This window comes from Pseudoduganella lurida, from assembly GCF_007830455.1.
Classification (GTDB): domain Bacteria; phylum Pseudomonadota; class Gammaproteobacteria; order Burkholderiales; family Burkholderiaceae_D; genus Rugamonas; species Rugamonas lurida.
The window spans coordinates 265,632-280,692 of the sequence record NZ_VLLB01000004.1 but is presented as its reverse complement, the minus strand read 5'-3'; the positions used below and the strand labels follow the sequence as shown (position 1 = coordinate 280,692).

Here is a 15,061-nt window from a genome sequence, read left to right as displayed (position 1 = left end):
AAACCTCGCCCGGCGCGAGGTTTTCTTTTTGGAGAGACGATGACGAGTGCCGTTCCCGAACTGTCCGGTATCGATGCCGATGCATTTGCCGCACTGGTGGCCGCGCAGCGCCCGGTGGTGCTGCGCGGTTTCGTGCGCGACTGGCCGGCGGTGCAGCAGGGCCGCGGGGCGCCGGAAGTGCTGTGCCGCTACCTGATGGCCTTCGATCGCGGCACGGCCGCCGACACGGTGCTGATGGCGCCGGAGGAGGGCGGCCGGCTGTTCTACAAGCCGGGCCTGCAGGCGTTCAACTTCGTGCACAGCAGGCGCACCGTGTCCGCCGTGATCGAGCAGGTGGCGCGCTATTCGCAGTTTCCGAAGGCGCCGGCCGTGGCGATGCAGAGTGCGTTGCTGGATGACTGCCTGCCCGGTTTTACGGCCGCGAACCGCGCCCCGTTCATCGACCCGGCAGCCGCACCGCGCCTGTGGCTCGGCAATGGCGTCATCACGCCCGCGCACTTCGACGAGTCGCAGAACATCGCCTGCGTCGTCAGCGGTCGCCGCCGTTTTACCCTGTTCCCGCCAGAGCAGGGCCGCAACCTGTACCTCGGCCCGCTGGACTTCGCGCCGACGCCCACGCCGATCAGCCTCGTGTCCTTCCGTGCGCCGGATTTCAGCCGCTTCCCCCGTTTTCGCAAGGCGCTCGATCATGCATTGGTCGCCGAGCTGGAACCGGGCGACGCCTTGTTCATTCCCTCGCTGTGGTGGCATCACGTCGAATCGCTCGGCGTGCTGAACACCATGGTCAATTACTGGTGGGCCGCGCCGGCTGCCGCTGGCCTCACCAAGGCCGAGGTGCTGGCGCTGGCCTACGCTTCACAGGAGACTTCCGCATGACTTTTCAACGACTCGCCGCCGCGGTGGTGTTTGCGCCGTTGCTGGCGCTGGCCACGGGGACAGCCGCCCACGCCGCGCCGAAGTTCGTCTACAGCCCCTACAAATTCCTGCCGCTGGAGGGCACCGCGCTGCCGGCCGATGCCGGGCCCTTGACCTGGGCCTTTGCCACCGGCGAATGCGGCGACGAAGTGTGGGGCAAGAGGCCCGGCACGCAGGTCGCTGCCCATGTCGCCCGCTTCGTGCAGGCCGGCACCGATTACGTGATCTCCACCGGCGGGCAGGGCGGCGTGTTCACCTGCGCCACCGATGCCGGCATGGAACGCTTCATCGACCGCTACGATTCGAAGCACCTGCGCGGCATCGACTTCGACATCGAGGCTGGCCAGACGACAGAGCAGATCGACTCGCTGCTGGCGCGTGCCGCCACCGCGCAGAAGCACCGCCCCGCGTTGCGCTTCTCGTTCACGGTGGCCACGCATGCGGCGTCCGACGGCAGCCGGAAAAGCCTGAACGCGCTGGGCGAAACGATCCTGGCGGCCGTGCGTGCAAGCGGCCTGAAGGACTGGACGTTCAACCTGATGGTGATGGATTACGGCCCGCCGAAAGCCGATGTGTGCGTCGTCAAGGGCGATGCCTGCGACATGGCCGCATCGGCCGTGCAGGCCGCGCGCAATGTGAGCGGCAAATACGGCATCCCGCTGGCGCAGATCGAAGTCACCCCGATGATCGGCGTGAACGACGTGGCGCGCAACGATTTCACCGTGGCCGATGCGCGCACGCTGGGCGCGGCCGTGCGGTCGATGGGCCTGGCCGGCCTGCACTGGTGGTCGCTGGACCGGGACGTGCCCTGTGCGCAACCAGTCGAGGGGGCCAGCGCCACCTGTCACGGCATGGACGACCAGGCCGGCGCATTCGGCCGCGCGTTCGCGGCGGGACTGGGCAAGCCGCGCTGAAGGTTCAACAAGCGCCGATAAAAAGCGGGGATGACCGTTACCGGCCATCCCCGCTTTTCTTATGCAGCCTGAACTGAAAGGCTTACTTCGCCGCTGGCGCAGCGCCGCCGGCCGGACGGTTCACCCACAGCGTCCAGTAACGTGCCAGGTCGCCGCGGCCGTCGGTGCCCGTCACGCCCTGCAGCGTCTGGATGGCTTCGTCCTTCTTGCCGGCCATCGCGTACGAATAGCCCAGGCGCAGCTTGGCATCTTCCGCATTCGGCAGGCCGCCCTTGGCGATGCCTTCCTTGATCAGGGCGATGCCCTTGTCGTACTCGCCCAGCGTGACGTAGGCGTAACCCAGGTTGATCAGGCCGGTGCCGTTCTTCGACTTGCGGGCCGAGGCTTCGCCCGTGCCGATGTTCTTCTGGTCGTCGGCGGCCTGCTTGTCGGCCTGCGCGCGCAGCTTCTTGTGCTGGGCGGCGTTGGTGCCGGTGCCGAGCACGCCGTTCGAGAAGCCTGCATCCAGCGCCTGTTTAGCTTCGATCGGCTGGCCGGCCAGCAGGGCCAGTTCGGCCATCGCCGTGTAGTCTTCCGCGACCATCTTGGACGTGGCGACCTTCTGCAGGCGCAGGATGTCCAGCGTGAAGCGGTTCGAGTAGCTCGACTTGCCCTGCGTGCGGCTCAGCAGGTCCTGCCAGTAGTCGTCGTTCGGGTAGTAGCGCACCAGGTTTTCCATGGCCAGCAGGTAGGTGGCCTGGTCCTTCGTCTTGGCACCGGTATTGGCCAGCAGCTGCAGTTCTTCCAGGGCTGGCTGCTTGCCGGCCTTCTGGTTCGTTTCCAGGTCCTTCAGCAGTTCCGTCTTCGCCGTGGCGAAGTCGTTGTTGAAGTAGTAGGCGCGCACGATGTACTGGTGCACCTTGTTGTCGCCGGTTTCCGTCTCGTAGCGCTTGAACCAGGTGATGGCTTTCGCGTAGTCCTTGCTGTTGTAGTACTGGTTCGCCAGGGCCAGCACGAAGTCGCGCGTTTCGTTCGGGCTCAGCTTGCCGGAGTTGATCACGGCTTCCAGCGCGGTCGTCAGCGTGGCGTTGTCGCTGGTCGCGGAGGCGAGCGAGATGCGCATGCGGTTCAGCACGAAATCTTCATACGGCGTCTTGTTCGGCAGCGCGTCGGCCTGGGCCAGGCGGCTCTTCACTTCGGCGTAGTTCTTGGCATCCATCAGCGGCTTGATCTGGGCCGGATCGACCAGCTTGAACAGCTCGGGGCGCACGGTATCCTTCGGCGCTTCAGCCGGCGCGGCAGGCTTGTCTTGAGCGAAGACCGGCGCGAACGCGGCGTTCAGGCCAATGGCGGCCAGCAGGAGGCTGATGCGGGCGAGACGGAACTGGGACATGATGAAAAAATCCTTCGGACGAGGGGACAAACACTTATTGTCCCATAAATTTCAAGAATGGCATGTTTCCGCTGGAGGCATTTGTAACGGGCTGTAAATTCCCGCCACCCTCTGCGTCATGCTTCCCGCTGGCGGCGGCCGTCCGCATCGAACAGGTGGCACTGCGCGCGGGGCAGATGCAGGTCGATGCGCTCGCCCGGTGCCAGCGGCGCACCCTGCGGCGGCAGTTTCACGGCCACGGGCGTCGCACCCACGCTGGCGTACACGATGGTCTGGTCGCCCAGGTATTCCACGTGCGTGACGGTGGCGGCGGTGCGCTGCGCATCGTCGCTCATGGCCAGGCGCACGTGTTCCGGACGGATGCCGACGGTGACCGCGCCGGTCACGCCCGCATCCGCTGCGGGGATCAGGTTCATCTTCGGCGAACCGAGGAAGCCGGCGACGAACAGGTTGGCGGGCGCGTCGTACAGCTCGCGCGGCGTGCCGGCCTGCTCGATGCGGCCCTGGTTGAACACGACGATGCGCTGGCCCAGCGTCATGGCTTCCACCTGGTCGTGCGTCACGTAGATCATCGTGGTGCCCAGCTGCTGGTGCAGGCGGCTGAGCTCCACGCGCATCTGCACGCGCAGGCTCGCGTCCAGGTTCGACAGGGGCTCGTCGAACAGGAACAGCTTCGGTTCGCGCACGATGGCGCGGCCGATCGCCACGCGCTGGCGCTGGCCGCCGGACAGATCCTTCGGACGGCGCGCCAGCAGGTGGGTGATCTGCAGTACATCCGCCACCCGCTCGACGGCAGTGCGGATCTTCGCCTTGTCCTGCCTGGCCAGCTGCAGCGCGAACGCCATGTTCTCGTACACCGTCATGTGCGGGTACAGCGCATAGGACTGGAACACCATCGCCAGTTCGCGCGCTGCCGGCGCCAGCTCGTTGGCACGGCGGCCGTCGAACTGCAGCTCGCCGGCGCTGATGTCCTCCAGCCCGGCGATCATGCGCAGCAGCGTCGACTTGCCGCAGCCGGAAGGGCCGACGAAGACGGTGAATTCGCCGTCGGCGATGGCCAGGTCGATGCCGTGGATGACGGTCTGGTCGCCGTAGCGCTTGACGACGTTCTTCAGCGTGACGGCGGCCATCAGATAACGGCCGCCTTGTCGGTGTCTGCGGCCGGTGCTTCCGCGTCTTCCGTGATGCGCGAATCCATCGGGATGAACTGCGACAGGATAGCGACGGGAATCGCGGCCAGCAGCACCCACACGAAGAAGTGTTGATAACCGAGCGCCTTCTGCATGTCGCCGCTGATCCACTTGAACAGCACGAAGCCCAGCTGCATGATGCCGGTCGAGAAGGCGTAGTGCGCCGTGGTGTATTTGCCTGGCGCGACCACCTGCATCATGTACAGGATGATGCCGACAAACCCGAAGCCGTAGCCGAACATTTCCAGCGACAGCGCGGTGCCGATGATCACCAGGTCCTGCGGGTGCCACGTCGACAGGTACCAGAACACCAGGTTCGGCAGGTTGACGGCGAGGATCAGCGGCAGGATCGCGCGGCGCAGGCCCAGCCACGACGTGAAATAGCCGCCGGCGATCGAGCCCACGATGAAGGCGATCGTGCCCGAGGTGCCGTAGACGATGCCCACCTGCGCCGTCGTCAGCCCCAGGCCGCCCTTGTCGATGGCATCGCGCAGGAACAGCGGGCCGATCGTCTGCACCTGCGCCTCGCCGGCGCGGAACAGGATGATGAACAGGATCGACACCCAGATGCCCGGCTTGTTGACGTAGTCCACGATCACCTCCTGCAACGTGCGCGCCACGCCCGCCACGGTGCGGTCGCCGCCCGCAGCGTTCTTCGCCGGCGGCAGCGCCCAGCTGTGGTACAGGCCGAGCGCGATCATCGACGCGGCCAGGATGCCGAAGATGATGGTCCAGGCCGCCGTTACGCCCTGTGTCTTTTCCAGGTAGCCGGCCAGGATCACCAGGCCGCCCATCGAGATGAAGCGGCCGGCGTTGAAGAAGGTGCCGGTCCAGCCGGCATACTGCGCCTGCTGTTTTTTACTGAGGCTGGCGATGTACAGGCCGTCGCAGGCGATATCGTGCGTGGCGGCGCTGATCGCCACCAGCCACAGCATCGCCACGCAGGCGGCGAACCAGGCGGGCAGCTGCAGGGTCAGGGCGACGAGGCCCATGCAGATGCCGCCCACGACCTGGAACGTGACGACGACGAGCTTCTTGCTGGGCGCCAGTTCCAGGAACGGACTCCACAAGGGCTTGAAGATCCACGCGGTGCCGATCGCCGCCGTCCAGTGGGCGATGTCGTCGTTGGCCACGCCCATGCTCTTGAACATCTGCGCCGCGATCACGGCGATCGCGTAGAACGGCAGGCCCTGCGCCAGGTACAGCGTGGGAACCCAGAACAGGGGGCTTTTGTTCAGTTGCGCCGTCGTCATTGTCGTTGTCTCGGGTTTGTTGTTGTCGATCGGGTCCGGCGGCTTTACGCAAAGCCCGGCACCGGGCAGCGGCCGGCCGCTTCGATGTCGCCCTGCAGCCAGGCGTTGACGGCATCGAGTGCCGGTGCCGCGAAGCCGTAGGTCATCAGGGCCGGCGCGTCGATGTCGAGCGCCTGGTACGGGTTCCACAGCGCCACGTGCAGGTCCGGCCGCCAGGTGGCGCGCGCATGGTCGCCGTAGCGCAGGCGGGACGTGGAGGCCAGGATCGTGTAGCGGCCATCGTCAGGCAGGGCGGACCAGTCGAACGTGTCGGCATCGGCGAACGTGACGAGCTCCACGTCGTACAGCTGGCCCAGCGACGCGGCGACCCTGGCGGCGGAGACGCCCGCTTCCGAGACGCCGTCGCTGACCACATCCTGGCGCGCCACCAGCCGCACCTTGCTGCCGGGAGCGGGACGTTGCGGATTGCCGCGCGCCGTGAGCGAACGCTGCCAGCCTTCGGCCATGACGACGCGGTCGGCGGCATCTTCCGTGTACTCGCGCGGCGTGCACGGATACTTGCTGGCGAGGCGCGCCAGGCGCTTGAGCCGCGCATCGATGTGGGCCTGCGTCAGCGTGCCGTCGGCGATGGCGTTGGCGATCGCGTCGAGCGTCTCGTTCTGCGTTGCGGTGGTGCCGAGGGCCATGACCATGTCGGCGCCAGCGGCCAGTGCCCGCACGGCCGCGTTGCCCACGCCGTAGCGGCCGGCGATGGCGTGCATGTCCATGCCGTCCGTGATGATCACGCCGTCGTAGTTCCACTCCCGGCGCAGGATGCCATCGAGGATTGCCGGCGACATCGTGGCGGGATTGTCGGCATCGATGGCGGGATAGACGATGTGCGCCGTCATCACGGCCGGTGCGAGCGGGGCGGCGATGCGGAACGGTGCGAATTCGAAGGCTTCCAGCTCGCTGCGGGGCTTGTCGACGGTGGGCAGGTCGCGGTGCGAATCGACGCTGGTGTCGCCATGGCCGGGGAAGTGCTTGACGCAGCACGCCACGCCTTCCGTCTCGCTGCCGGCCATCCAGGCCATGGCCAGCTGCGTGGCGCGGATCGGCTCGGCACCGAACGAGCGCTCGGCGATCACGGGATTGTGCGGGTTGTTGTTCAGGTCCAGCACAGGCGCGAAGTTCCAGTTGAAGCCCAGCGCCTTCACGGCACGGGCCACGGCGGCGCCGGTGCGGTGCGCCAGGTCCGTGTCGTCGGCGGCGCCCAGGCCCATTGCGGCCGGTGGCGCGGGCACCCAGGTCGAGCGCACCACGGCGCCGCCTTCCTGGTCGATGCCGATCAGGGCTTCGTCGCCCAGGGCGGCTTTCAAATCAGCGGTCAGTTTCGACAGCTGCGCCGCATCCGTCATGTTCCCGCGGAACAGGCAGACGGCGCGGATGCCGTTGGTGCGCAGGAAGTCGGCGGTGGTGGCATCGAGCTCGGTGCCGGGGAAGCGGATCATGATCAGCTGGCCCGCGATTTTTCGTAGTTCTTGATGATTCATTTGACTGCTCCGTCCATGCCGCGCATGAAGTAACGTTGGGTGAAGAGGAATGCTGCCAGCGTGGGCAGGATGGTGATGACGGTGCCCGCCGCGATCACGCGGGTGCTGCTGCCGAACGTGCCGCGCAGGTACAGCACGCCGACCGACAGGGGGAATTCGCTGGGTTTGCTCATGACGATCGAGGGCCAGATGTATTCGTTCCACGCTTCCACGGCCGTCAGGATGCCGACGGTGGCCAGCCACGGCGCGATCAGCGGCAGCATGATGCGCGTGAAGATGGTCCACTCGGAAGCGCCGTCCACGCGGGCCGCGTCGATCAGGTCCTGCGGCACTTCCTCGAAGGCCTGTTTCAGCAGCAGGATCGCCACGGCCGTGACGATGTTCGGCAGGATCACGCCCGTGTAGGTGTCGACGAGGGACAGCTTCGTCACGGTGATGAAGTTGACGAGGAAGTTCACCTCGGACGGCAGCACCAGCGTGGCGAGGATCAGGCCGAACACCAGCCTGCGGCCGCGGAACTGCAGGCGCGCCAGCGGGTAGGCGGCCATCGAGCACAGGGCCAGCTTCCACAGCACGGTGCAGGCGGCGATGATGACGGAATTCCTGAAGAAGTCCCACAGCGGGATGACTTCCATCGCCTCGGCGAAGTTCCGCAGCGACGGCGCCTTCGGCCAGAACGTGGGCGGGAAGGCAAACACATTGCCCTCGGTGGACAGCGCCGTGACGACTGTCCACCAGAACGGGAAGACGCACAGCAGCGCGATGGCGGTCAGCAGCAGGTAGTGGCTGGCGGTCTTCATCGGATGGGTACTCAACGGCGCGGCTTCAGGTAGCGCAGGCACACCAGCGCGATGGCGATGCACAGCAGCGTGACGACGAAGCTGGCGGCCAGCGCGCGCGGCAGCTTCAGGTGCTTCAGGCCCTGGTCGTAGGCGTAGTACAGCGCGGTGAACGTGGAATTCATCGGGCCGCCCTGGGTCAGCACGTCCACTTCCTGGTAGGCCTTCAGCGCGGCCAGCACGGAGAGGATCGAGCAGACCATGATCGTCGGGCGCAGCATCGGCACGGTGATCTTCCAGAAGCGCTGCCAGCGGTTCGCGCCATCGAGCAGCGCCGCTTCCTGCATGTCCTGCGGCACGGCCTGCAGCGCGGCCAGGTACATCACCATGTACCAGCCCAGGCCGCGCCACATCGTCACGAACATGATGGCGAACAGCGCGATGCGCTCGTCCGACAGCCAGCCGACCGGCGCATCGACCAGCCGCAGCGCCATCAGCACGTAGTTGAGCGCGCCCTGTTCGTGGAACATGAAGCCCCACATGATGCCGACCACGGAGACGGTCGTCACCACCGGCACGTAGAACGCGGCGCGGAACAGCCGGATGCCGGGCAGCCGGTTATTGACCAGCACCGCCAGCGCCAGCGCGCCGACCTGCACGATCGGCACCATCAGCAGGAACAGCACCGAATTGCCCAGGCCCGAGACGAACATCTCGTTCCCGAAGATGTAGCGGAAATTGTCCAGCCCCACCCAGTGCGTTTCGCGGATCAGGCTGTAATCCGTGAACGCCAGGTACGAGCCATAGCCCACCGGCCAGAACGAAAACACCGCCAGCAGCACGAGCGCCGGCGCCAGGAACAGCCAGGCTGTCACCGACCGCGACATCAGCGCCCCACCAGCTCAACAGCCGAGTTCGTGTCAACATCGGGGTCAGTCACCAAAGTTGACACGAGCTCGTCAGTAATACTTGCCGAGCTCGTGTCACTTTTCGTGACTGACCCCGACGTTGACACGGGCTGAGCTGTATGGGGAAACTGTTTGGCCAGCTTGCGGTTCCAGATCGCGACGGCGGTGTCGAGGGCGCGGGCGATGTCCTGGCGGCCGGTGACGCCCGCTTCGACGGCTTTCACCAGCGAGCGGCGCAGCTCGTCGTAGTCGGTGATGCCGGCCACGTACATCGTGCGCGAGTGGGGCATCGAGACGGCGCCGGCGGCCACGGCTTTTTCGGCGGCGGCGGCACCCGGCGGCACATTCAGGAAGAACGGGTCGCGCGAGGCCAGTGTCGCGGCGGGGTAGACGCTGGCCTGCCGGGCGAACGCCAGCTGGTTCGCGTCGTTGGTCAGGAAGCGGGCAAACTTGCCCACTTCCGGCAGCAGCGCGCGCGGCACGCCTGCGGGGACGGCGAAGTGGATCAGCCAGCCGCCATCGGCGATGCCGGTCGGGCCCAGCGGCGCGGGCGCGACGTCGGTCACGGCATACACATCCTTCGCATCGAGCTCGATGCGCCGCACGGCCGTCGGCGGCGCCAGCAGCATGCCGAGCCGGCCGCCTTTATAGGCATCGATCGCGGCAGGAAAATTATCCTCGGCGAACAGGCTGTCCTTCAGCAGGCCGCCGGCCTTATACGTGTCGGCCAGCTTGCGGATGAGCGCCACGTGGGCCGGGGAGTTGAACACGGCGCGGCCGTTGCGGATCACGTCCAGGCCCTGCTGCATCATCAGGCCGTCGATCTTGGCGAGCGCGGGACACAGGCCGGCCTTGCCGGTGCGCCGGGCGATCTGGCGTGCGAACGCGAGCTGTTCGTCCAGGCTGCGCGGCGGGTGGGGAATGCCGGCCGCCTTGAACAGCTGCGTGTTGTAGGCGATGACGGCGACATTGCTGTACAGCGGGAAGCCGTAGGTCTTGCCGCCAAACGTCAGGTCATCGAGCGCGCCCTGCAGGTAGCGGGGACGTTCGAGCAGGCTGTCGACCGGCTGCAGCAGCCCGTCGCGCGCGAACTCGTCGGCCCACGGCACGTTCAGGTTGACCAGTGCCGGCGGCGTGCCGGCCACGATGCGCGTGACGAGCTTGGTCTGGATGATATCCCAGGGAAAATCGATCCATTCAACCTTCACGCCCGGATTGGCGGCCTCGTAGCGTTTCACGACCCCGTCGAAATAGGGCGTGAACTTCGGCTTCATGCTGAACGTCCAGAACTCGATCCGGGCCGGTGCCGCGACGGCCGAAAAGCCGATCGCGGCGGCCGCCAGCACCGTCAGCATGCGCACGAGGTTCATCTGGTTAGTTTGCTCAGTTTGTTTTTGTGACCTTGGACAGGTGCCGTGGCTTGTCCGGATCCAGCCCGCGCGCCGCCGACAGCTTGGCCGCCATCACATAGAACGCCTGGATGGCGACGATGGGGTCCAGGTCCGGCGTGGCGGCGACCGGCAACGTCAGGTCGCGCTGCGCCACGTCGGAAGGCGCGGCCAGCAGCACGCGCGCACCGCGGCCGCGCATCTCGTCCGCCAGTGCCAGCAGGCCCGCCTGCGTGGGGCCGCGCGTGGCGAAGATCAGCAGCGGATAGCCTTCCTCGATCAGCGCCATCGGACCGTGCTTGATCTCCGCGCCGGAGAACGCCTCGGCCTGCAGCGCGGAGGTTTCCTTGAATTTCAGCGACGCTTCCAGCGCGACGGGGAAGCTGATGCCGCGACCCACCACCATGATGTTGCGGGCCGGGGCCAGCACGTCCAGTGCCGGCGACCAGTCGGCGTGCGTGGCCGCTTGCAGCGAGTCCGGCAGCGCGGCCAGGCCATCCTTCAGGTCCGGGTCGTTCTGCCAGTGCGCCACCATGCGCGCGCCAGCCACCAGCGAGGTGATGAAGCTCTTGGTTGCAGCAACACTGAGCTCCTTCCCGGCGCGCAGCGGCATCGCCCATTCGGCGGCCTGCGCCAGCGGCGAATCGATGTCGTTGACGAGGGCGACGGTCGTGGCGCCGCCATCGCGGAAGTAGCGGATCGGCTCCACCACGTCCGGGCTCTGGCCCGACTGCGAGACGGAGATGGCCAGCGTGTCGCGCGTGATCAAGGGCGATTTGTTCAGCGTGACGAGCGACATCGGCAGCGAAGCGACCACGCGGCCCAGCCGCGCCATGATCAGGTAGGCGATGTAGTTCGACGCATGGTCCGAGCTGCCGCGCGCGATCGTCAGCGCGGTGGAAAACGGCGTGCCGGCGAGCTTGCGGCCCAGTTCCGTGTAGCGGTCGGCGTCGTGCGCGAGCTGCTGCGCCACGCACTCCGACGCGGACAGGGCTTCCTTAAGCATCATTGAGGTCAACACATTCTCCTTCGATATAAACGGCTTTCAGTTTCAGGTCGCGGTCCAGCACCACGAAGTCGGCCCAGGCTTGTGGCGCGATGCGGCCGCGCTCCGGCAGGCCCAGGTAATCGGCGGCATTGGTCGACACGCGGGCCGATGCATCGGCCACGGACAGGCCCATGCCCACCAGGTTGCGCAGCGCCTGGTCCAGTGTGAGCGTGCTGCCGGCCAGCGTGCCGTCCGGCAGGCGCACGCCGCCCATGCATTTGTGGACGGTGTGCCGGCCCAGCATGTATTCGCCGTCCGGCATGCCGGTGGCGGAGGTGGAATCGGTCACGCAGTACAGGCGCGGGATGGCGCGCAGCGCGGTCCTGATGGCGCCCGGGTGCACGTGCAGCAGGTCGGGAATCAGCTCGGCGTATTCGGCATGGGCCAGCGCGGCGCCGACCATGCCGGGCTCGCGGTGGTGCAGGGGGCTCATCGCATTGAACAGGTGCGTGAAGCCAGCCGCGCCATGCTCCAGCGCGGCCACGCCGTCTTCGTAGGAGCCCAGCGTGTGGCCGATCTGCACGCGCACGCCTTCGTCGGCCAGCTCGCGCACCAGGCCCAGGTGGCCGGCGATCTCCGGCGCCACCGTGATCACGCGCAGCGGTGCCAGCGTTTCCAGGCGCTTGACCTCGGCCAGCGTGGCGGCCCGCGCATAGTTCGGCTGCGCGCCCAGCTTGCCGGAGTTGATGTAGGGGCCTTCCAGGTGGGCGCCGAGCACGCGCGCTTCGCCCTTGCGGCGCTCGCGCACCACGGCGCCGATCGCGGCCAGTGCCACGTCGATGTCTTCCGGCGGCGCCGTCATCGTCGTGGCCAGCAGGCTGGTCGTGCCGTGGCGCGCGTGGATCGCGGCGATGGTGCGGATGGCGTCGCCGCCTTCCATCACGTCCTTGCCCGCGCCGCCATGCACGTGCAGGTCGATGAAGCCGGGCAGGATGTAGTCGCCGCCGTTCTGCTGCGGATCGGTGGCACTGCCATCGATGCCGGCCACGCGGTCGGTGAAGGACAGGGTGCCGGCGATCCAGCCGCCGGGAGTGAGGATATTGCCGTGGATGGTGTTCACGTCGGTATTCACGTCGGTATTCATTTCAGATTGGGTATGCCGGATTGGCATGCCGGGTTGTGCATGCAGCATCGTTCATCGGCGCGACTCCGCCACGAATTCGTAGTAGTCGCTGCGGCACCAGGAGTGGGTCAGTTCCACCGCGGCGCCGTTGTCCAGGTAGCTCACGCGCGTGATGTGCAGCATGGCCGTGCCGGGCGCGATATCGGCCAGCCTGGCCTGCTCCGCGCTGGCGTTGATGGCGCGGATGTGCTGCAGCGCGCGCATCGGCACCGTGCCATGCGCTTCCAGGTAGCCGTACAGCGAATCCGTCACGCGCCGCGGATCCGGGATGTAGGTCGCGGGGATGGTGGAGGTTTCGATGGCCATCACCACGTCGTCCGCGGTGCGCAGGCGCTTCAGGCGCGCCACCGGCACGTTCGGCGACAGGCCCAGCGACAGCAGTTCCAGCGGCGCGGCGATGCCGATCTCCCGCTGCAGCCACCGTGAACCGGCCGTGAAGCCGCGCTGGCGCAGTTCTTCCGAAAAGCTCGTCAGGCGCGACAGCGGTTGTTCCAGCTTCGGCGTGATGTAGGTGCCGGAGCCGCGCCGGCGCGTGAGCATGCCGCGGTCGCACAGCAGGTCGATCGCCTTGCGCGCCGTCACGCGCGAGATGCCCAGCATGTCGGACAGCACGCGCTCGGAAGGCAGCGCCTCGTTGGCGCGCCAGTCACCGCCGGCGATGCCGTCGGACAGGCGGTTGGCCAGCTGCATGTAGAGCGGCGTGTCGCTGGCCGCATCGGGATGGAAGTCGCGCAACTGGGCCAGCATCGGCTACTCCTGCGCTGCGGCGGCCGTGTCGGCCAGATGCTGCCGTACCAGCCGCAGCGCACCGGCGGCCGAATCGCCCTGGGGCGAGACGATGCGCTCCAGGAGTTCGAGCGGCAGGAAAGGGCGCATCGGTTCACCGAGGCCGCCGCACAGCGCGATCGGCAGAGTGCCGGTGTTATCGAGCGCCGCGGCGATCAGGGCTACCTGGCGGCCCGCTTCCAGCAGCATGTCGCGCGCCGTGTCGTTGCTGCCGGCGTGCGCGAGCACGATGCGCGCCAGTTGGGCGTACCGGGTCTGCGAGGCGTTGGCCAGCCAGGCCTGGATGCCGTCACGGTCACCGCCGCAGGCGGCGATCAGCGCATCGGCAAACGCGCCGCCGCGGGCGCGGCCATCGATCACATGCTGCACGTGGTTGATGGCGCGCAGGCCGATCCAGGCACCGCCCGCTTCGTCGCCGGAGGGGAAGCCCCAGCCGCCCACTTCGCGGCGGCTGCCATCGGCGCACAGGATCTCGCCGACGCTGCCGGTGCCCAGTGCGATGATGGCGCCCGGCGCGCCGTCGTGGGCGCCGAGCACGGTGGTGTAGGCATCCGTCTCCAGTGCCACGGCCGCATAACCGGGATTGGCGGCGATGAACTGCGCGGCCCATTGGCGGTTGTGGACGCCGGCCAGTCCCAGGCCGATGGCGAGCCGGGCACGTTCCGGCAGCGCGGTGCCGGCCCTGGCGAACGCCCCGGCCACGGCCTGTTCGACCGCGTTCCAGGCGTTGCCGATCCCGTGCAGCAGCGCGGAAGGACCGGCGCTGCCCTCCGCAACGAGCGCACCGCCGGCCTCCGCCACGCGCACCCTGGTACCGCTGCCGCCGCCGTCGACGCCGATGAGAAATTCGATCATGGTGAGGGAATGAAAAGTCGTGGGCCACTATAAGGGCGGCCAAACCAGCTTGTCAACAGGTATTTAACTGGTATTGTCTATCGTTGTTGAAAAGTCTTCTTCCGTGCCTGAATTGTCGTGATAAGCCATTGTTTTGTATGGAATTGGCGGCCAGTCGGAATGGTATTGCGGTTGGTATCGAAACAGGCTGGTCAGGCTAATACCAAAGCATCCCGCACGAGCCCGGCGCACCAGGCTTCCGGTCCCATGGAAAAGGCGCCGGGCCCGGTCCGGAAATGTCATAATTGCGCCCTGAAGGAGCGTGACATGATCAGATACCTTGGCACCAAAAAAACCGACCAGGGCGGCGTGCTCTATGTTTTCCTTATCAACGGGCAGGAAAAACATGTGCGCGAGAGCGCCCTGAAGCAGTATCCGGGCTGCTACGAGGCCTTGCCGGAGGCGGCCAAGGCCAGGATCGCCGCCAACCGCAAATGGCTGCAGGACCTGTAAGGACAGGTGCCGCCGGCATCGCCGCGGCCCTGCTCCTCGTCGCTGGCATGTCATCGGCGGCCGTGCCGAGCCATTTCGGCATCGTGATGGGCAACGGCCTGCTGTGCCGCGACCAGACTTCCAACCGCTACTACTTCGACTACATGGTGCGTTTCTTCGGCCAGCCCTACAAGCGCGACGGCGGTGCCTACTGGTTCCGAACGCCGCAGGCCAAGCTGTGGGGCTACGACGTGAAGGAGGTCATCGTCAGCGACGAGACCTATGCCTATCGCTTCGTGGGCGCCGTGTCGGACACCACGCCGGACAAGCTGGAGGCGGCGATCGCGAAGCAGGACGGCGTGCGGTATGCGAAAATCGACCGTTCCGCCTTCCCCGTGCGCGAAACGCGGGCCGGCGGCCGCATCGTCTACTTCGACCGGCGCAGCAAGATCTTCTGCGCCAAGTTCAAGCCGCTGCCGCCCGCCCTGCGTTGATGGCGACGTGAGCGCGACGTGACCGCAGCCGTT

The 15,061-nt window shown here is 67.0% G+C and carries 15 protein-coding genes; 3 read left to right on the top strand and 12 right to left on the bottom strand.

The annotated features are described in order from the left end of the window. Positions 1–39 precede the first annotated feature (39 nt). Both IP91_RS13680 and IP91_RS13675 read left to right on the top strand, forming a co-directional pair. A complete protein-coding gene (locus IP91_RS13680) occupies positions 40–876 on the top strand; it encodes a cupin-like domain-containing protein (RefSeq protein WP_145649614.1) in 837 nt (278 codons plus the stop codon). Beyond that, entirely contained in the window at positions 873–1,829 is a 957-nt protein-coding gene (locus IP91_RS13675) for a glycoside hydrolase family 18 protein (RefSeq protein ID WP_145649613.1), read from the top strand. Before IP91_RS13680 ends, IP91_RS13675 begins: the two co-directional genes overlap by 4 nt. 82 nt (positions 1,830–1,911) lie before the next feature. Here IP91_RS13675 and IP91_RS13670 read toward each other — a convergent pair whose 3' ends face one another. From IP91_RS13670 to IP91_RS26220, 12 genes are all read right to left on the bottom strand, one after another. Then, the gene (locus IP91_RS13670) at positions 1,912–3,201 is read right to left on the bottom strand and encodes a tetratricopeptide repeat protein (protein WP_145649611.1); all 1,290 of its coding nucleotides are present in this window, start codon (positions 3,199–3,201) and stop codon (positions 1,912–1,914) included. Between the two features lie 116 nt (positions 3,202–3,317). Then, positions 3,318–4,331, bottom strand: coding sequence for an ABC transporter ATP-binding protein (locus IP91_RS13665; protein WP_145649610.1), 1,014 nt, complete (start codon positions 4,329–4,331; stop codon positions 3,318–3,320). Next, positions 4,331–5,644 (bottom strand): MFS transporter, encoded by a 1,314-nt coding sequence (locus IP91_RS13660; protein WP_145649609.1) that lies wholly within the window; start codon positions 5,642–5,644, stop codon positions 4,331–4,333. Before IP91_RS13660 ends, IP91_RS13665 begins: the two co-directional genes overlap by 1 nt. Before the next feature lie 44 nt (positions 5,645–5,688). Next, positions 5,689–7,176, bottom strand: a complete 1,488-nt coding sequence (locus IP91_RS13655; RefSeq protein WP_145649608.1) for a glycoside hydrolase family 3 protein — start codon at positions 7,174–7,176, stop codon at positions 5,689–5,691. Beyond that, a complete protein-coding gene (locus tag IP91_RS13650; RefSeq protein ID WP_229474381.1) occupies positions 7,173–7,991 on the bottom strand; it encodes a carbohydrate ABC transporter permease in 819 nt (272 codons plus the stop codon). Before IP91_RS13650 ends, IP91_RS13655 begins: the two co-directional genes overlap by 4 nt. After that, positions 7,988–8,830 (bottom strand): carbohydrate ABC transporter permease, encoded by an 843-nt coding sequence (locus tag IP91_RS13645; RefSeq protein ID WP_229474379.1) that lies wholly within the window; start codon positions 8,828–8,830, stop codon positions 7,988–7,990. The genes IP91_RS13650 and IP91_RS13645 overlap by 4 nt, the downstream gene beginning before the upstream one ends. Positions 8,831–8,841: 11 nt before the next feature. Continuing rightward, positions 8,842–10,233 (bottom strand): ABC transporter substrate-binding protein, encoded by a 1,392-nt coding sequence (locus tag IP91_RS13640; RefSeq protein WP_145649606.1) that lies wholly within the window; start codon positions 10,231–10,233, stop codon positions 8,842–8,844. Positions 10,234–10,246: 13 nt separating this feature from the next. Continuing rightward, the gene (locus IP91_RS13635; protein WP_145649605.1) at positions 10,247–11,260 is read right to left on the bottom strand and encodes an SIS domain-containing protein; all 1,014 of its coding nucleotides are present in this window, start codon (positions 11,258–11,260) and stop codon (positions 10,247–10,249) included. Continuing rightward, the gene (gene nagA, locus IP91_RS13630) at positions 11,250–12,383 is read right to left on the bottom strand and encodes an N-acetylglucosamine-6-phosphate deacetylase (protein ID WP_145649604.1); all 1,134 of its coding nucleotides are present in this window, start codon (positions 12,381–12,383) and stop codon (positions 11,250–11,252) included. The genes IP91_RS13635 and nagA overlap by 11 nt, the downstream gene beginning before the upstream one ends. 51 nt (positions 12,384–12,434) lie before the next feature. Beyond that, positions 12,435–13,169 carry a GntR family transcriptional regulator gene (locus tag IP91_RS13625; RefSeq protein ID WP_145649602.1) on the bottom strand — a complete coding sequence of 245 codons (735 nt, stop codon included), beginning with the start codon at positions 13,167–13,169 and terminating at the stop codon, positions 12,435–12,437. A 3-nt stretch (positions 13,170–13,172) separates the two neighbouring features. Beyond that, positions 13,173–14,063, bottom strand: a complete 891-nt coding sequence (locus IP91_RS13620) for a glucosamine kinase nucleotide-binding domain-containing protein (protein WP_145649600.1) — start codon at positions 14,061–14,063, stop codon at positions 13,173–13,175. 63 nt (positions 14,064–14,126) lie between these two features. Further along, positions 14,127–14,450, bottom strand: coding sequence for a hypothetical protein (locus IP91_RS26220; RefSeq protein ID WP_199754608.1), 324 nt, complete (start codon positions 14,448–14,450; stop codon positions 14,127–14,129). 86 nt (positions 14,451–14,536) lie between these two features. On the opposite strand from IP91_RS26220, the gene IP91_RS13610 reads away from it, so the two are divergent. After that, complete coding sequence (locus IP91_RS13610; protein ID WP_145649598.1) at positions 14,537–15,028, top strand: hypothetical protein; 492 nt, start codon at positions 14,537–14,539, stop codon at positions 15,026–15,028. Positions 15,029–15,061: the final 33 nt, after the last annotated feature.